Origin of the sequence: Clostridium tyrobutyricum DSM 2637 = ATCC 25755 = JCM 11008, from assembly GCF_000359585.1 — a bacterium.
GTDB classification, from domain to species: Bacteria; Bacillota; Clostridia; order Clostridiales; family Clostridiaceae; genus Clostridium_B; species Clostridium_B tyrobutyricum.
This window is the reverse complement of record NZ_APMH01000039.1, coordinates 16454-35744: the sequence shown is the minus strand read 5'-3', so window position 1 is coordinate 35744 and position 19291 is coordinate 16454. Positions and strand designations below refer to the sequence as shown.

Here is a 19291-nt window from a genome sequence, read left to right as displayed (position 1 = left end):
TGCCAGTTCCGCCACTCCAGCATCTCTTAATTGCTCAACTCAGCAACATAAATTATTATATATCATAAACTTCATAATGTCAACTGTTTTATAAAACTTTTATTGATTAAAAAAAAGAGGCTGCTTAAGCCCCTTATAATAACAGGTCTAATAATTAGAGGATTTCTTATATCCTCTACCCTTTGAATCTTGATGTTTTTTAATATCCTGAAATCTTTCTTCACTATCTTTCAAAAACTTAGATAATCTATCTTCAAAATTTCCCTGTGTCTGTTTACCCTGTTCTTTATTCCAATCTATCTCCATAGGTCTTGAACTTTTCTTATTAGATTTAGCTTGTTTAATGGACAAACTTATTTTACCATTGTCATCAATGGAAATAACCTTTACTGTAACTTTATCCTTTTCCTTTAGATAATCTCTTATATTTTTCACATAGGTATCAGATATCTCAGATATATGCACTAATCCAGTTTTACCATCTACTTCAACAAAAGCTCCAAAATTAGTTATATTAACTACTGTGCCTTCCAGTATGCTTCCTGCCTTTAAGGTCATATTAAAAAGACTCCTCCTTAAAAATAATATATAATAATAAAATTTACAAACTAAGTATTAATTTTTCGTGTTTATTACAGGAGTCTCACCTTGTTTGATAAAACCCAATTTTTCTCTTGCCAATTTTTCAATGTACATACTAGATGTAGACATATTAACCTCTTCCTGTAATTTTATACTTTTTTGTTTTACTCTTTGCTCCTCAAGATTCTTATTACTTATTTGCTTTTTTATATTTCTAATAGTTATTTGCTGATTTACAAATATGTAGCCTGCATATAAAACCAATAACATAACAATTATATTCTTAGCTTTAAATTTCACTTTCATTTGTATCACCGTTTTCCCCATCTTCTAAATATACATAGAATACTTTAACTTGTGCAATCAACTAAAACCATTTTCTATTAATCTATAATTATATTGTAATTTGATTTTCAATTTTATTCAAGTTATTTTTTATAATTTCTATTTTTTTTGAACTTATTTCGATAAATAATAAACTGAACAGGATATAAAATAAAATTTACCGTTACCCTAATCAGCTTTCCACATAATTCAAATATTTTTTTTTCAATATTAAAAAGAGTTTTACTAAGTATTTTAAAATAAATATATATACCTGAACCTATCCACAAATAAACATAAGCATCTGTATATGCGTAGTTGGTGTACAGCAAAAATACAAAAACAGTTGCTCCTGCAAATATCCAAAATAGAATATCCTCAATAAAAATAACTATTTTATTTGAGACGGAGCCTCCCCTGATAATTCTATAAATATCAAATAGAATTCCTGTTATAATCCCTGCAATAAAGCTAAATATTATAAGTTTAAGTTGAACACTTATTGACATAATCATTAAATAAACCCACCTTTAGGACAACATAAAAATAAATTTAGGTATTGTTTCAATTTTATTTAAACATTTTTGAAATTATGCTTCCCTTCTTTTTCCTAGGCTGGTTATTTGTATATATACAAGAATTTATAGTTCCCATTATAACTACCTGACCATTTTGGACATCTAATTTATTCATCTTAAGAGATAATCCTTTTACGCTTAATGAGCCTAAATTAGTATTCAATAATATTTGTTCTTCATTGAAACTAATTACTTCAATTATTCCTGTAATAACTAATCTCTTTCTATTTTCAAGACTCAGTGAATTCTTCTTACTATCTAAATTTGTTTCCTTTCTTTCCATAAAACATCCCTCCACCTATAATAATTATATGTAGGTGAAGTTGTATATATTCCCTATTATATTTGTATATCCTATTTTTCTAAAATTATTTCATACATATTTTGGGCTTCTTCTTTAGTTACATGTTGTTTAACATTCAAAACTCTCACCTTTAATGTACTATTTGCATACCTAATTTCAACTATATCCCCTTCTTTTATCTCAGTACTGGGTTTAGCAATTTTTCCATTTATAATTATCCTATTACCCTCACAAGATGCTTTTGCTACCGTTCTTCTTTTTATTATTCTCGATACTTTGAGATATTTGTCTAACCTCACAATACACTCTCCTTGTTAAAACAAAAAACCTAGATTTTCACCCAGGTTCTTTGAAAAAATAATTTACTTATTTACCTTATCTTTAAATTCTTTGCCAGCCTTAAATACTGGAACTGTTGATTCTGGTATAGTTATTTCTTCCTTAGTCCTTGGATTTCTTCCAATTCTTGCAGCTCTTTTTCTTGTTTCAAATGTTCCAAATCCTACTAATTGTACTTTATCACCTTGTTCAAGTGTATCTTCAACACTCTGTATAAAACCCTTCAAAGCTGCCTCCGCATCTTTTTTAGTTAAATTTGACTTTTCTGATATACTTGCAATTAATTCTGATTTATTCACCTTTTTTACCTCCTTAATAGTTGAATGCTATACCTTGGTATATTAGCATATTCTTCATTAACTCAAAAAATCCTTCTTTTTTTGCACATTAAAGACTAACTTTATTTATTTTTGGATTCTTCCCAAAGTTTATTCATCTGCTCAATAGTCATATCTTTCATATCCAATCCTGCAGATTTAGCTTTGTCCTCTATATATGCAAATCTTTTTATAAATTTCTCTATAGTATAATTTAATGCAAATTCAGGGTCTATGTCAAGGATTCTGGCAACATTTACTGACGCAAATATCAAATCTCCTATTTCTCCTACTATTTTTACCCTTTCATTACTTTTATATACATATTTCACCTCGTTGTACTCTTCTAACACTTTATCCAAAGCTTCTTCTACTTTATCAAAATCAAATCCGACTGAAGATGCCTTTTTCTGAACTTTATCTGCTCTAATTAATGCCGGTAAAATTTTTGCAACATGTTTTAGTTCATCTGTATAAGTTTTTAATCCTTGCTCCGATTTCTTTATTTTATCCCAATTTTGAATTACATTCTTTGAATCTTTTACTTTTACACTTCCAAATACATGAGGGTGTCTTTCAATCATTTTCTTACATATTCCATTTATCACATCATTAATATTAAATGAATTTTCTTCTTTGGCTATTTGAGAATGAAAAACTACCTGAAATAATACATCTCCCAGTTCTTCCGCTAATGACCTATCGTCTTTTGCTTCTATAGCCTCTATCACCTCATAAGTTTCTTCAATTAAGGATCTCTTCAAGCTTTCATGGCCTTGCTCTTTATCCCATGGACATCCATCATTTCCTCTGAGCCTATCCATTATGTTGAGTAAATCTTTAAAATCATATAATGCCTTTGAACCTTTGGGTATGTAAATCGAAGTAAGATAATCTATATCTTCCTGCCTGTCAAGGTCATATAGTTTTATTTTCCTTATTGATTCAAATTCTTTGACTCCAGCAGCTCTTATAAAATATATGTCTACGTCTGGTTCATAGTACTCCATCAAAGCTAATTTAACATCTGAAGAAATAAATTTATCATAAACTTGAGTTATTATAAGCCCAGTTTTATCATCCATATTATGAGATTTTATGTCAAATGCATCTATTATCTTTAATCCTTCAATAATATCTATTTTTAAGCTTTCAAAAATGGCATCTATAAAACTTACAGATGGAACTATATCTATATCTATAGAATTTTCCTTACATATTTTCAAAAGCAATATAACAGACTTTTCTGCTACAAGAGGATGTCCTGGGACTCCATATACTATGTTCCCAAATTCTTTTTCCTTGTTAATCAAGTCTTCAGCTATAAATTTGTATACATCCTCAAAATTTTCCGCATTCTCATATACGTTATCATAAGTTTCAAATGCTATATGCTCACTTTTCAAATATTCTACCGTAGGATGTTTTTCTGTTCTTAAATAAATTTTAGACGAATTTCTTAATATATTTATTGTTCCAATAGTAATTGACTCTAAAGACCCTGGTCCTAATCCTATTACTTTAATCAAAGCCACCTCTCCTTTATTTTTTTATGATTCTATTTTTAATTTCACTATATTTAAATATTTTAAATATAATTAATAGGATAATATATATAATCATTCCCAATAATATAGCAGAAAAGCAGGCAAATCTACTACTCATTGTATAATTATAGACATTCATATAAATAAATACAACTGCAATTATCATTAAAATAGATGCAAATAATGGTTTAACCAAAACTTGAAAATAATTTATACTTATATGCAATTTTCTCTTTAACATAACTATATTCAAAATAGCTGCTATAGCATATCCAATTGTACTTCCAAATATGGCTCCATATATATTTATATGAGGAATAGGAACTAAAAATAAAGTAATAATTATTTTTACAAAGCATCCTATTGCCAGATTAACAACAGGAAGTATATAATATCCTGAACCTTGCAGTATTGCAGTTGAAGTTTGTGCAATTATTATAAATATAATTGATATAGATGAATATTGCAATATATTAAATCCACTTGATTGTCCCGGAAATATTAATTCTAGAATAGGGTGAGCCAAAGTATAAAGTCCAAACATGCATGGTAGAGCTATTACTGTAGAGAGCTTAAATGCTAGATCAACTTTGCTTACCAATTCAAGTTTTCTATTTAAAATATGATATTCTGCTATTATAGGCACAAGTGAAGCACAAAGAGCTGCTGATAATGTCAATGGTATATTTATGAGAATAAATGCTTTACCCGTAAGTTGTCCGTATAATATTGTTGATTGCTTGAATGTAAATCCAGCCTCTAAAAGTTTCTGAGGTACCAAAGCTGAATCTATAAGACTCATTATACTACTTACTGCAGCTCCTATAGATACTGGAATTGCTATATATAAAAGTACACTTAATACATCTTTATTATCTGGAGTATGTTTTATATGTATATCTTTTCTTACATCAAAATATTTCTTAATTAAATATAATCCTCCAAATAACCCTCCTGCTGCCGCTCCAAGTGCTGCTCCTCCTGCTGAATACTCTATACCCCTAGGCAACAGTATATATGCCAATCCTACTCCTACAACAACTCTTCCAATCTGTTCTATTACTTGAGATACAGCAGTATAATTCATATTCTGCATGCCTTGAAAAAATCCCCTAAATGCACTCATTATAGATATAAACATAGGTGCAAATGCTATAGCTACCAGTGAATAATATGATTTATTATCCCATCTAAGAAAATGTATTATAGGTTTTGAAAAAATTAATAATATTGCAGAGAAACCTGTTCCAAGTATAAACATCAATAGTATTGATTTTCTCAATATCTGTATTACCCTTACATAATCTTCTGTTGCATAGCTCTCTGATACCATTTTAGAAACTGCTACAGGTATTCCTGAAGCTGCAGCTATAAAAAACATATATAGTGGAAATGACATCTGATAATATCCTACTCCTTCATCTCCAATAAGCATTTGCAAGGGCCATCTAAAAAACAGGCCTAAGAATTTACAAAGCATACCTGCTGCTCCTAAAATAATAGTTCCTCTCATAAGTGATTGTTTTATCATAAAAATACCCCCGAATGACATAATTCAAATCATTTTAAATAATAGTATATATGTTTATAATTATTTTAAATATATAACTATTATTACTTACGGTGAGTATTTTTTATATTATTGTCAATAATTTATTAATGAGTGAATAATAAAAAAAATGTAATGGCAGTAAAACTGCCATTACATTATTCCTCCATTTGTTTTCCTAAGAAGGATGATGCAGTTTCAGCTAACTTAACTTCTACATCCCCAAAATCCACATCTTCTTTTGAAGTTATTATAACGGCTCCAATTGCATCTCCTCCTGCTATAATAGGTGATATAACTTGAGCTGAATATTTTTCTCTTGCATCTTCATCATCATATATATCAATTATTTCCTTTTCCGACAGGGAAATTAATTTTCTATTTTCAATAGCATCTTCCAACTCCTGACTTATTTTTTTGTCCACATATTCTTTTCTAGGAGCACCACTTACAGATACTACGCTGTCAGTATCACATATTAAAACTATGTTTCCTATGGTTTGTTCAATTGATTCTACATATCCTTTAGAAACCTCGCTCAATTCATCAATAGGTGAATATTTTTTTAAAATAACTCCTCCCTCCCTATCTGTAAATATCTCAAGAGGATCTCCTTCTCTTATTCTAAGAGTCCTTCTTATCTCCTTCGGTATAACCACTCTACCCAAGTCGTCTATACGTCTAACTATTCCAGTTGCCTTCATATGATATTCCTCCTTAAATTATATGAGTGTATTAATATTATTTTTCTAAATATGAAATTTTATACACAATTGTTACTAAAATTATGAAAAATAAAAATAACCCCAATTAAATTCGATAATTAAGGTTATTTTTATTAACTATTATTGTATATTTTTTTCCTTTTTAGTTATCTTTGCATCTTTTTTCCACTGGGTAATTTTTTCATTTATCAACTTAGTCTTTGAATCACTTTCCAGTTGAGTCTTTATAGTGCTTTTTACCTCTGAAAGCTTTTTAACTGGATATGTTATCTTCTTTGTACATTTTATTATATGCCAACCAAAATTACTTTGTATTGGATCTGATATCTGTCCTTCTTTCAATGCATTAGCTCCAGCCATAAATTGAGAATCGTAATTGGTGTCATTAGCCTTTATGGTTCCCAAATCTCCACCTTTATTCTTAGTAGCTGTATCCTGAGAAACTTCCTTGGCAACAGTATCAAAACTTTCTCCTTTATCAAGTCTTGACTTTACTTTTTGAGCATCAGCTTTAGTTTTTACTAATATATGTTTCAAAGTCATCTTATTAGGCAATTCAGTGTATTTATCCTTATTTTTATTATAATATTCTTCAATCTGCTTATCTGTAATCTTAATATTCTTTGTAAGATACTGGCTTATACTTTCCTGTACCTCTTGACTTTTAACTTGAGATATATACATATCCTTAAAGGCCTTTTCCGTAAGTCCCTGTTGACTTAATGCCGCCTCAAATTTGCTCTCGTCTCCTGAAAAATATTGCTTTTTCATTTTATCTATTTGCGCCTGTGCATCAGAATTTATTTTAGAATCACTAGGCATAATATTTAATTCCTTTGCCTTTTGACTTAACACCAATTGAGTAATCATATTATCTAATATCTGTTCTTTTTGAGATTTAATTATACTTGTAGCTTCTTCATTGCTTGAATAATTATCTCCATACTGCTGTTTTGCCTGGGCAATTAATTGAATTGTATTTGGATCTTTATTCAATTGATCATTTGTTATCTTTTCACCATTAACTACTGCTACTGCACTATTGGCTATAGCTTCAGGTGTTTTTTGTATCATACTACATCCTGAAATTGAAACTGCTACCACAGCTGCAAAAAAAGCACTAAATATTTTTCTCTTATTAATCACTTTTACTCCTCCACTCTTCCATGTATTAAAAGTTTATGTAATCATTGATTTTTATTTATATAACATAAACTAATCTTATCATAAATGTCCATCTATGAATATTAAATTTTTTAATCGTTTTTGTCTTTAGCTTTCAACATAAATTCTATCATCTCCTTTACTTTTAATATCAAATCTTTCCTTTTAATATCCTTAATTCTATATCCAAAACCTGGTTTGCCACTTAATTTTAAAATTATATTTCTCCCAAAGTGCTTTAAAACAGATTTTAAGACATCTTGACTAATTCTTTCTTCATTTTGGAATAGAAATACTACTTCATCCTTATTATCTTTTATTTCCTCTATTCCAAGTTTTTTGCCAACACTTCTTATGTAGGATATGTTCATAAGATTATAAACTGATTCTGGTATAATAGAAAATCTATCTTCTATTTCTTCTTGTATATCCATCATATCATCATATGAATCTATGGCAGCTATCTTCTTATATATTTCTATCTTCTGTACTTCATTGTTTATATAATCATTAGGTATATATGCATCTACTTTCAATTCTACCGTAGTCTCTATTGGTTCCTCATTTATCTCACCTTTTATCAATTTAATAGTATCCTCAAGCATATTACAGTATAGATCATATCCTATAGCTGCCATATGACCATGTTGGGATGATCCCATCATGTTACCTGCTCCTCTTATTTCTAAATCTTTTAGAGCAATTTTAAAGCCAGATCCCAATTCTGTAAAGTCCTTAATGGCTTTAAGTCTCTTTTCTGCAACTTCCGTTAATATTTTATCTTTTCTATATGTAAGGTAACAATAAGCTATCTTATCTGTTCTTCCCACTCTTCCTCTTAATTGATATAACTGAGATAAACCCATTTTATCCGCATCATAAATAATCATTGTATTTACGTTTTGAATATCCATTCCTGTTTCTATTATAGTGGTACATAGCAAAACATCGGATTCATTATTCATAAATGAAATCATTGCAGTTTCAAGTTCTCTCTCCTGCATTTGTCCATGAGCTACAGTTAATCTAGCCTCAGGTACGAGTTTAGTAATATAGACTGCCATCTTGCTTATACTCTCTACCCTGTTGTATACAAAGTATACCTGGCCTCCTCTGCCTATTTCCCTTAACAAAGCATCTCTTATTAATTGATCATTATATTCTACTACATAAGTTTGTATTGGCCTTCTCTGCTCTGGTGGCGTTTCTATTACGCTTATATCCCTTACTCCTACTAGAGACATATGGAGTGTCCTGGGTATAGGTGTAGCACTTAAGGTCAGTACATCTATATTCTTTTTCATTTTTTTTATTTTCTCTTTATGAGTAACTCCAAATCTCTGTTCTTCATCGATTATAAGAAATCCTAGATCTTTAAATTGAACATCTTTTTGAAGTATTCTATGCGTACCTATAAGTATATCCAGTTCTCCACTTTTTAAAGACTTTATGGTTTTTTTCTGTTCTGATGCTGTCCTGAATCTACTTATCATGTCTATTTTTATAGGGAAGTCCGAAAACCTCTTTACAAAATTATTATAATGTTGTTGTGCAAGTATGGTAGTAGGTACTAAAAATGCTACCTGTTTTCCATCCATAACAGCTTTAAAAACAGCCCTTACTGCTACTTCGGTCTTGCCATATCCCACATCTCCACATAAGAGTCTATCCATAACTTTATCTGATTGCATATCTGTCTTTATATCCTCTATTGCTGACAGTTGATCTGGAGTTTCCTCATAGGGAAATTCATCTTCAAATTGTTTCTGCCATACCGTATCTTTGGAATATTTATATCCTTTAACTGTAGATCTTACTGCGTATAATTTCACCAGATCTTCTGCTATTTGTTCTATAGATTTTTTAGCTTTTCTTTTAGCCTTGGCCCAATCTGCACTTCCAAGTTTATTTATCTTTGGATTTTTACCTTCGTTTCCTATATATCTTTGTACCATATCAAACTGTTCTACTGGTACATATAATTTATCATCTGAATAGTACATAAGCTCTAGATAATCTTTTTTATGTCCTTGAACTTCAAGTTGTTTTATACCCTTGTATACACCTATACCATGATTTACATGAACTACATAATCCCCAGGTCTAAGTTCAGTAAAACTTGTTATCTTTCCTACACCTTTTCTTGGAGATTTTTTTCGCTTTTTCCGCTTTGATACGCCAAAAGCATCCCTGTTTGATATAATTGAAAGTTTTAAATCAGGATACTCAAAACCATTTAATTGACTTCCAAAAGTTATTACTATCTCACCTGATTTAATTTCATCTACATTATCCTTGTAAGTACTTTCTATATCTCTATCCCTTAACGTTTGAGCTAATCTTTCTCCCCTAGGCCTTGTACCCGCTAAAATCAAAATTTTAAATCCATTTAATTTTTTTTGTTTTATATCCTCAATAAATAAATCCATTTTATCTTTATAATTATTGAGGGTTATCTCGGAAAATTCAACTATAGTTTTAGGAACTAATTCCTTATTGGATTTAGGAATAGCATCCATCGTTATAATATCTCTATCTTTTAAATTTTCCAATATTTTAGACTTATCTACTATTAATTCAAATTGTTTTGGTAAAACACTTCCCTTTTCAAGGGTATTTCTATAATTCTGTTCAAATTCAAAATACACACTGTCCAATTTGCCATTACATCTATTTATGTCATCTAAAATTACAAGATAGTCTTTCACATAATCCAGGAACAAAGATGGAGTATCATAAAAATAAGGCAAAAAACTATCTATAGTTTCAAAACTCCAACTTTCTTTAAGAGATTCTAAATCTCTATTTATTATTTCATCTATATTTTTTTTAGTGTCATAATCCTTAACATTTTCTAGTTTTTCTACAATCAAACTTTTATCTTTTTCTATAGCTTTACATCCGTTTTCAATTTTTTCATTATCAAGTATTATCTCCTTGGCAGGAAATATTTCTATACTTTTAACTTTTTCAATACTTCTCTGCGTTTCTGTATTAAAACTTCTTATAGATTCAATTTCATCTCCAAACAATTCCACCCTATAAGCTTGTGCTAAAATAGGTACGTATATATCTAATATTCCACCTCTTATAGAAAATTGACCTTTAGAATTTACAACATCAACTCTTTCATATCCACTTTGAATTAAACTTTTGCTCAGCTCATTTAATTCAAGATTTTTACCTACTGATAGTTTAAAAGTATACTGTTTATACAATTTTACGGGTATATATGTATAAGATAATGCTTCTATACATGTAATTATTATTTTTTTACCTCTATTTAACATCTGCCTGATTACTTTAAGTCTTTCCCATCTCAAGTCACCAGATATAGCTTCTATATTATAATTATAAAAAACTACTTCCTTTGTTGGAAAGTAATATACTTTTGTTTCATAAAAAGATAAATCCTCATATAATTTTCTAGCTTCCATATCACTATGAGTAAGAATCAGGAATGATTTATTTAACTCATTATATACAGAATCAATTAAATAACTTCTTCCAGATTCTGAAATTCCAACTATCCCAATAGGGTAATTATTATCTTCTACTGAATTCATTATATTTTTAAATTCTTTACTATCCTTAATTGGCTTTATAAGTCCATTTAGTCTCATTTTAACAACCACCTAAAAATTCTGAGTTATAAATTAACGCACAACAACCGTTAATCCCTTAATTAGATTAGAGATTGACGGCAAATAATACTATTTTTATTAAATATCCATACCATTAAATTTATTCATAGCTTCTGGTACACCTTCAATTATAATGCATTTAACTACATCTCCCACAATTTTAAAAACCTTTTCTATATGTTTTCTATCATCCTTTTCAAATTTTCCCAAAACATAAGATACTATATTCATATTTGGCTGACCAACTCCTATTTTTATCCTCACAAATTGATCAGTATTTAGATTTTGTATTATATTTTTTATTCCATTGTGTCCTCCATGACTACCTTTTTGTCTTATTCTAATTTTTCCTATGGGAAGACTTATATCATCCTGAATTACTATTATATTTTTACTATCTATTTTATAAAAACTTGCTAATTCACTTACACTTTCACCACTTAAATTCATATAGGTACTTGGCTTTAACAACATAACTTTATTAGAGTCTATCATGCCTTCTCCATAAGTACCCTTAAACTTATTCTTGCTTATGCTTATATTCTGATCCTCACTTATAAAATCAAGTGCATCAAATCCTACATTATGCCTGGTATAATCATACTTATCTCCAATATTCCCTAACCCAACTATTAAATACATTTCTCTCCCTCAATCCCTTATAAATTGCAATGGAAAATAAGTAATTACTTCCCATATATTATAGAATAGCCCTGTTAATTTTATGTATGGAAGTTCTAGCCTAACAGATATTTTAAGTTAAACCTTAATTAAAACTATTTAATTAATACTAAAGTAACTAAAGTTAATAGTACAATATAATATTATACTATTAACTTTAAATAATAAAGATACTTTATAGTGTTTTATTTAAAAATTATTTATCTTCCGGCATTTCATATAATACTGCTTCTAATTCTATAGTATTTCCGTTTCTTAATATTTTACACTTAATTTTATCTCCAATTTTATGGAAATTAACAATTTCAGATACATCGCTTAAACGAATAACTTTCTTGCCATCTAATTCTAAAAGTATATCTGTAGGTTTTATGCCCGCCTTAAAAGCTCCGCTATCCTTTAAGACTTCCTGTATATAGATTCCAGACAATTTATTATCTCCTGAAGTTACTCCTTCGCCATATATTCCCAAATATGGTTTTGCAACTTCTCCACCATTCATAAGTTGTTTTATTATACTTTTTACTTCATTTATAGATATTGCAAATCCTATCCCTTCAGTATTCTGTCCTGATCCAAATTTAAAACTATTTATGCCTATTACTTGACCATTTGTATTACAAAGTGGTCCTCCACTATTTCCTGGATTTATAGCTGCATCAGTTTGTATAACCTTATATACTGATCCATTATATTCTATTTTTCTATTAAGAGCACTTATTATTCCTGCGGTGACTGAGCCCGAAAAGTTTTCTCCCAAAGGATTTCCTATTGCAACTGCAATATCACCTATTTTAATTTTAGATGAATCACCTAATTGAGCCTTTGGAAGATTCTGTGCATTTACCTTTATTACTGCTAAATCTGACTTTTCATCTGTACCTGATATAGATGCATCTAATATCTTCCCACTTGAAAGTTTTACAGTTACCCTATCCGCATTTTCAATAACATGATAATTTGTAACTATATAGCCTCTTGAATCTATTATTATACCGGAACCGGTCCCAGTATCCTGTATTCCAAAATACCCATCCGCCTTATTACTTATACCAACTACTGTAGGTCCAACTGATTCTGCTACTTTAGTCACAGGATTTTCTACTTGAGAATTACTATTTGAAATAACATTTTTATTATCTTTTTTAGTTTCCATTAATGTCTGATTATTGGGCGTATAAGTAGTATTAGACTGTTTTTTATTTGCTGTATATGCTCCTGATATTCCACCAGAAATTACAGCTAATAGTATAAATGAAATAAGTTTAATAATCTTTTTTATATTTGATTTTTTTCTACTACTGATAAATTTTATTTTAGATTCACCATTATTTACTTGTTTCCATTTCACATCTTTTACGCCATCATATTTATTATCATCCATTAAATTACCCCTTATAATCCTAGAATTTAGAAACATTATAATAAATCTTTTTTACATAAATATGAACATACTGTAATGATTTCTTAAATCCTTTTTAGTGTAAAAGTAAATTCTACTCCTCCACTTTCCTTATTCTTTACCCAAATATCTTCACCTAACTGAGTTAATATGCTTCTTACTATTGACAATCCCAAGCCAGTACTTACCTTGACTGTTCTGGATTTATCTCCTTTATAAAATCTATCCCATATATGCTTCAAATCTTCCTCACTTATAGAAGGTCCATCATTAAAAATTGATATAATAGCTTTATTGGACTTGGATTTAGTAGAAACTTTTATATTTCCTCCTTCATTTACATATTTTATAGCATTATCTATAATGTTTGTAATTATTTGTATAGTTCTGTCCTTATCTGATAATACAAATAATTTATCATCTTCCATATACACATCAACTTTTAATTTTTTATTGTTTATTTTGGATTCAAATTTTATTATACACAATCGTATAGTTTCATTTATATCTAATTTTTCAATTTTAAGCTTGAACTGTCCTGCTTCTATAGAAGACAAATCCAATAGACCATTTACCAATCTTGTGAGCCTTTGTATTTCAGAATAAGTTAGTGAGAGATAATATCTTTGCTTATCCCTTGGAATTACTCCATCTAAAATGCCACCTATAAAGCCTTTTATTGATGTTATTGGAGATCTTATTTCATGTGATACATTGGATATGAATTGCCTTCTATTTTTATCCACGGCTTCAAGAGAATCTGCCATGCTATTAAAAGATTTTGCAAGCACACCTATTTCATCCTTGGAATCTATGTAAACTCTTTTTTCTACATCTCCTTTTGATATTTTTTCTGCAACATTATTTATTTTTCCAAGAGGCCTTATAATTATCCTCTGAGAAAAATAATATATTACAATACAAGATATTATAATGGCCAGAGCTGCTGATGACCATATTATTTCATATACTCTCCTCAATGGTTCCTTCAGTTCACTTAGGGATGTATGCATCATTATAGCTCCCCTAAACGTATCATTTTCAAAGATAGGTATCTCAAATGTATGAACTGGTGCAATAAATACATCTGAATAAGTTCCCCTTTTATCTATAGTTTTATTTTGCCTAAGTTCTGCCAAATCACTAGTAACTATTTGTTTAGAAGTAGCTATTAATTTTTTATGTTGATTTTTTGATACGGAGTATACATAACCATAGTTATCTACAAGCCATATATCTGCCGATAAATAATTTCCTATATAAGTTATAGTATTATTTATATCATCAGAGGTTATATTTCCATTTAAATATTGAAGTGCTCTTTCTTTTATAAGTTCAGACTCTCTAAGTAATTCATATTTTCTTTGATTAAAATAATAGCTTTCAAACCAGTATGATAAAAATGCGGATGTCATAACAAAACTTACTACAATTATTGCGGTAAAGGTTGCTACAAGTTTTGAAAATAAGCCTTTCTTCATGCTATTTCACCTCAAACTTATACCCTACACCCCATACAGTCTCTATCTGCCAATTATATCCTCCTTGAAGTTTTTCTCTTAATCTTTTTACATGTACATCAACAGTTCTTGAATCTCCTGGATAATCATAACCCCAAACTTCACATAAAAGCTGTTCTCTTGTAAATACCCTATTTTTATTATTTGCTAAATAATACAACAATTCAAACTCCTTAGGCGGCATTTTTATTTCATTGCCTTTGTATACAACTGTATACGAATTTATATCTATAGTTAAATCCTCGAATTTTAATACTTCCTTATTTTCATTGTCTGAACTATATCTTCTAAGCACTGCTTTGATTCTAGCAAGCATTTCTTTTGCTTCAAAAGGTTTAACTATATAATCATCAGCTCCCAATTCAAGTCCAAGCACCTTGTCAAAAGTTTCGCCTTTAGCTGTAAGCATAATTACAGGAGTATCAAAATCCTTTCTTATCCACTTTAATACATCTATTCCATCTACATTCGGCAGCATTATATCCAATAGTACCAAATCAGGCTTATACGTTAAAAAAATATCTTGTGCCGACTTTCCATCATGAGTTACATTAACTTCATAACCTGCACTTTCAACATACATCTTTATTACTTCACATATATTTTCATCATCATCTACAATTAAAATCTTACCAATGGATCCATCCATCATGTTACCCCCCTATAGGCGTATTAGTTATATAATATTAATTTAACACAAATACAATATAATATAATAGTATATATTTAAAATGTTACAAATAAGTTACATATATTTATTATAAATAAAAGCATGTAGAAATATTTCTACATGCTAATCAATACTATTCTTGAAGTAGTTTATCTACTTGAATATCATCAAATAATTTACTTACTGATATATCCTCATATATCCTTCTTATAGCTTCTGCAAATACAGGAGCTACAGACAATACCTTAAATTTATCAAGCATTTTTTCCTGTGGTAAATTTATAGTATTCAGCATAACCAATTCTTTTATAGATGAATTTTCAATTCTCTCAATAGCCGGACCAGATAAAACTGCATGGCTGCAGCAAGCATAAACTTCCTTTGCTCCCCTTTCAATTAGGGAATTTGCTCCATTTGTTATAGTACCTGCAGTATCTATCATATCATCTACTAATATAACTGTTTTATCCTTAATATCTCCAATTATATTCATAACTTCACAAACATTAGCCTTTGGTCTTCTTTTATCTATAATAGCTATCTGAGTATGAAGCTTATCGGCAAACTTTCTAGCTCTAGTTACACTTCCCAAATCTGGTGATACTACAACTACATCTTCTCTATTATCAAAGCCATTTTCAACAAAATACCTAGCAAGTATAGGTACTCCAAGTAAATTGTCCAATGGAATGTTAAAATAACCTTGAATCTGTGATGCATGTAAATCCATAGTAAGTACCCTATCTGCACCTGCTGCAGTTAATATATCTGCAACGAGTTTTGCTGTAATTGGATCTCTAGCCTTAGCCTTTCTATCTTGCCTAGCATATCCATAATATGGCATTACCGCAGTTATTCTTCCTGCTGATGCTCTCTTGAATGCATCAATCATAATCAAAATCTCCATTAAATTATCATTTACAGGATTATTTGTTGATTGAATTACAAAAACATCCCTTCCTCTTACGGTCTCATTAATATCAACCGATATTTCGCCATCGCTAAAAGTAGAAACCTTTGACTTTCCAACTTCCATTCCTAAAATATCTGCTATTTCTTTTGCTAAACCTGGATGAGAATTACCCGTAAAGATTTTAATATTTTTACCATGGGTTATCATTTTTGTAAAGCCCTCCTAAAAAATTTTATTTATTAAGTCCTTTTTTATATACCCAGTCTTTCTTGTTTACTTGCTTAGCCCTTGCTATTGCTAGAGCCCCATCAGGGACTTCATTTGTTATAGTAGAGCCTGCAGCTATGTATGTATTATCATTAACCTTAACTGGAGATACCAAATTTGTGTTACATCCTATAAATGAATTGTCTCCAATTATAGTTTTGTACTTCTTCTTGCCATCATAATTAACTACTACTGTACCACACCCAAAGTTACATCCAGAGCCCACTTCAGCATCTCCTATATATGTAAGATGTGATACTTTTGTTTTGTCTCCTATTGAAGACTTTTTAACTTCAACAAAATCTCCTATTCTTACAGAATTGCCAATCACGCTTTCAGGTCTTATATATGCAAAAGGTCCTACAGTAGTATTACTCCCTATTTTACTATCAAGTATTACTGAACTTTGAATTGTAACATCTGATTCCACAATACTATTATCTATCCTAGATCCGGGATACAGGACACAACCTTTATCTATTTTAGTTTTACCCTGAAGTACATTTTGAGGGTAAATCACAGTATCATTACTTATCTTCACATCAAAATCTATATAAGTAGTATCAGGATCAATTAAAGTTACTCCATTTTCCATATGTTTCTCATTTATCCTATGCCTCATAATTTTTTCAGCTTGGGATAATTGTAATCTTGAATTTACACCTTGGGTTTCTTCAAATGGAACTGGAAGTGCACCAACTTTTTTTCCTGACCTTTTTAATATCTCTATAACATCGGTTAAATAATACTCTCCTTGAGCATTATTATTATCTATTCTATCTAAACTATTCATTAAACTCTCTATATCAAAACAATACATGGATGAATTTATTTCATTGACCTTTATTTCTTCTGTTGAACAATCTTTATGCTCTACTATCTTTAAAACTTCTCCATTTTCTTCTCTTATAATTCTGCCATATCCACTGGGATTCTCAACTATGGAAGTCAATATAACTGCACTATAACCACCTTTGTTATGAAAGTCCATAAGTTTTCTAATACTTTCTTCCCTTATCAAAGGTGCATCCCCTGTAAATACCATTACAGTACCTTTTTTGTCCTTTAAAAACCCTTTAGCACAGATAACCGCATTTCCTGTGCCTAACTGTTTTTCTTGAATTGAATATTCAACATTTTTTAATTCTGTAGCTTTTCTTACTTTTTCTGCTCCAGTACCTATAATTACATCTATATTATCTACTTGTGCTTTTCTAATTTCATCTATAACTACATTTACCATTTCTTTTCCACAAACTTTATGAAGTACTTTGGGTGTAGAAGATTTCATCCTTTTTCCTTCGCCAGCTGCTAATATTATAGCACAATTATACATTTAAACACCTCTTTATAGCTTCAAACTACATTTTTATAACTTATATTACACAAAACATCCATTATTATTATATTTTATATATTGACTATTTGCAACATCAGGAATAATAAAAAGGAGTATTTCTACTCCTTTTTATTATTCCTGCATCTTATTTGTAATAGTATCTTCATTTTTTACTTTCTCATACTCATCAAGAATAGCTTTTTGTATCTTCTCTCGAGTTTGAGTATTTATTGGGTGAGCAATATCTTTAAATTCCCCATCAGGAGTTTTCCTACTAGGCATTGCAATAAAAAGACCATTTTGCCCTTCTATAACTTTTATATCGTGAACAACGAATTCGTTATCAAAAGTTACGGAAACAATAGCTTTCATTTTACCCTCAGCAGCAATTTTTCTAACTCTAACGTCTGTAATTTGCATATTAATCCACCTCCAAGATGCTTATGTATATACTATTCTCTAAAATTTATATTTTTCCTTCTTATTTTTTTAAAAACTTAAAAACTTTTTGAAAGTTTTATTATTTGAAATTTTCAGAAGGAAATAACTGAGCTTCTCCATGTTCATCAATCCCTTTAAAGTCAACTATGGAAGTATATTCACGTACTAACTTCTTTGGAGTTTCTACATTATCTATAAGTACTCCGATACCCACAAGTTCACTTTCAAATTCTTTTAAAAGACTAATTATGCCGTTTGCTGTACCTCCTGCTCTCATAAAGTCATCGATAAATATGCATTTACTTTTAATTTTCATTGCCTTTTTAGATAATGACATATTTTGAATTCTCCCTGTGGAACCTGAAACATAATTTATAGTAATAGTAGAACCTTCAGTAAATTTTGTTTCTCTTCTTACAACTACAAGTTGGATGCCAAGCATTTTGGCTACTTCATAGGCAAGTGGTATTCCCTTTGTTTCAACAGTGACCACATAATCAACCTTTTGTGATATAAATGCTGATGCCAATATCACACCTGCACTATATATAATTTGCGGATTAAACATAATATCAGTCATATAAAGAAAATCTCCTGGTATTATTCTTTCTCTATTTTTTAAAATAATGCACAACCTTTCAGCAAATTCCTTACTTTTTTCATATGATATTCCACATACATATTTAATGCCTCCAGCTGCTCCTGATACGGTTTCAATCTTTCCCATATTAAGTTTGGTAAGCGTATCTCTTACCATAACTATATCTTCACTAACCGTCGACTTTGCTATATTAAACATTTCAGTAAAATTATTTAGACTTATTATCTTGTTGGGATTTTCAAACAAAACCTTAGTTATAGCTGTTATTCTATGGTTCCTACTGAACTTTTGCATTTTATCACCTATTCTACTTACAAAAATTTGCGAATAATTTGTTAAAATTTTATTCTATTATTCATATTGTATTCTAAAAAAATAAGTTAA

General features: G+C 29.6%; 19 protein-coding genes. All 19 read right to left on the bottom strand.

Going from position 1 to position 19291, the window contains the following annotated elements:
- Positions 1–147: 147 nt before the first annotated feature.
- Positions 148–558, bottom strand: coding sequence for a S1 domain-containing RNA-binding protein (locus tag J418_RS0113935; RefSeq protein ID WP_017753204.1), 411 nt, complete (start codon positions 556–558; stop codon positions 148–150).
- A gap of 57 nt (positions 559–615) precedes the next feature.
- Positions 616–888: an FtsB family cell division protein gene (locus tag J418_RS0113930; protein WP_023625339.1), complete on the bottom strand. Its 273-nt coding sequence runs from the start codon at positions 886–888 to the stop codon at positions 616–618.
- Between the two features lie 122 nt (positions 889–1010).
- The gene (gene yabQ / locus J418_RS0113925) at positions 1011–1415 is read right to left on the bottom strand and encodes a spore cortex biosynthesis protein YabQ (RefSeq protein ID WP_235807022.1); all 405 of its coding nucleotides are present in this window, start codon (positions 1413–1415) and stop codon (positions 1011–1013) included.
- Between the two features lie 61 nt (positions 1416–1476).
- Complete coding sequence (gene yabP, locus J418_RS0113920) at positions 1477–1767, bottom strand: sporulation protein YabP (RefSeq protein ID WP_017753201.1); 291 nt, start codon at positions 1765–1767, stop codon at positions 1477–1479.
- Positions 1768–1838: 71 nt separating this feature from the next.
- The gene (locus tag J418_RS0113915; protein ID WP_017753200.1) at positions 1839–2087 is read right to left on the bottom strand and encodes an RNA-binding S4 domain-containing protein; all 249 of its coding nucleotides are present in this window, start codon (positions 2085–2087) and stop codon (positions 1839–1841) included.
- A 63-nt stretch (positions 2088–2150) separates the two neighbouring features.
- Complete coding sequence (locus J418_RS0113910) at positions 2151–2444, bottom strand: HU family DNA-binding protein (protein ID WP_257725577.1); 294 nt, start codon at positions 2442–2444, stop codon at positions 2151–2153.
- An 83-nt stretch (positions 2445–2527) separates the two neighbouring features.
- The gene (yabN, locus tag J418_RS0113905) at positions 2528–3973 is read right to left on the bottom strand and encodes a bifunctional methyltransferase/pyrophosphohydrolase YabN (RefSeq protein WP_017895904.1); all 1446 of its coding nucleotides are present in this window, start codon (positions 3971–3973) and stop codon (positions 2528–2530) included.
- 13 nt (positions 3974–3986) lie between these two features.
- A complete protein-coding gene (locus J418_RS0113900) occupies positions 3987–5522 on the bottom strand; it encodes a putative polysaccharide biosynthesis protein (protein ID WP_017753197.1) in 1536 nt (511 codons plus the stop codon).
- A 176-nt stretch (positions 5523–5698) separates the two neighbouring features.
- Positions 5699–6244 (bottom strand): stage V sporulation protein T, encoded by a 546-nt coding sequence (spoVT, locus tag J418_RS0113895; protein WP_017753196.1) that lies wholly within the window; start codon positions 6242–6244, stop codon positions 5699–5701.
- A 141-nt stretch (positions 6245–6385) separates the two neighbouring features.
- Positions 6386–7411 (bottom strand): peptidylprolyl isomerase, encoded by a 1026-nt coding sequence (locus J418_RS0113890; protein ID WP_017753195.1) that lies wholly within the window; start codon positions 7409–7411, stop codon positions 6386–6388.
- Between the two features lie 110 nt (positions 7412–7521).
- Positions 7522–11052 carry a transcription-repair coupling factor gene (gene mfd, locus J418_RS0113885; RefSeq protein ID WP_017895903.1) on the bottom strand — a complete coding sequence of 1177 codons (3531 nt, stop codon included), beginning with the start codon at positions 11050–11052 and terminating at the stop codon, positions 7522–7524.
- Between the two features lie 99 nt (positions 11053–11151).
- Positions 11152–11715, bottom strand: coding sequence for an aminoacyl-tRNA hydrolase (pth, locus tag J418_RS0113880; protein ID WP_017895902.1), 564 nt, complete (start codon positions 11713–11715; stop codon positions 11152–11154).
- Positions 11716–11950: 235 nt separating this feature from the next.
- Positions 11951–13138 (bottom strand): S1C family serine protease, encoded by a 1188-nt coding sequence (locus tag J418_RS0113875; RefSeq protein ID WP_017895901.1) that lies wholly within the window; start codon positions 13136–13138, stop codon positions 11951–11953.
- Positions 13139–13221: 83 nt separating this feature from the next.
- The gene (locus J418_RS0113870; protein ID WP_017753191.1) at positions 13222–14637 is read right to left on the bottom strand and encodes a sensor histidine kinase; all 1416 of its coding nucleotides are present in this window, start codon (positions 14635–14637) and stop codon (positions 13222–13224) included.
- Position 14638: 1 nt separating this feature from the next.
- The gene (locus tag J418_RS0113865; protein ID WP_017753190.1) at positions 14639–15325 is read right to left on the bottom strand and encodes a response regulator transcription factor; all 687 of its coding nucleotides are present in this window, start codon (positions 15323–15325) and stop codon (positions 14639–14641) included.
- A gap of 154 nt (positions 15326–15479) precedes the next feature.
- Entirely contained in the window at positions 15480–16466 is a 987-nt protein-coding gene (locus J418_RS0113860; protein ID WP_017753189.1) for a ribose-phosphate pyrophosphokinase, read from the bottom strand.
- A gap of 25 nt (positions 16467–16491) precedes the next feature.
- On the bottom strand, positions 16492–17862 hold the full coding sequence (gene glmU, locus J418_RS0113855; protein WP_017753188.1) for a bifunctional UDP-N-acetylglucosamine diphosphorylase/glucosamine-1-phosphate N-acetyltransferase GlmU: 1371 nt from the start codon (positions 17860–17862) through the stop codon (positions 16492–16494).
- A 135-nt stretch (positions 17863–17997) separates the two neighbouring features.
- Positions 17998–18285: a septation regulator SpoVG gene (gene spoVG / locus J418_RS0113850; RefSeq protein ID WP_017753187.1), complete on the bottom strand. Its 288-nt coding sequence runs from the start codon at positions 18283–18285 to the stop codon at positions 17998–18000.
- 100 nt (positions 18286–18385) lie between these two features.
- The gene (gene purR, locus J418_RS0113845) at positions 18386–19201 is read right to left on the bottom strand and encodes a pur operon repressor (RefSeq protein WP_017753186.1); all 816 of its coding nucleotides are present in this window, start codon (positions 19199–19201) and stop codon (positions 18386–18388) included.
- Between the last annotated feature and the right edge of the window lie 90 nt (positions 19202–19291).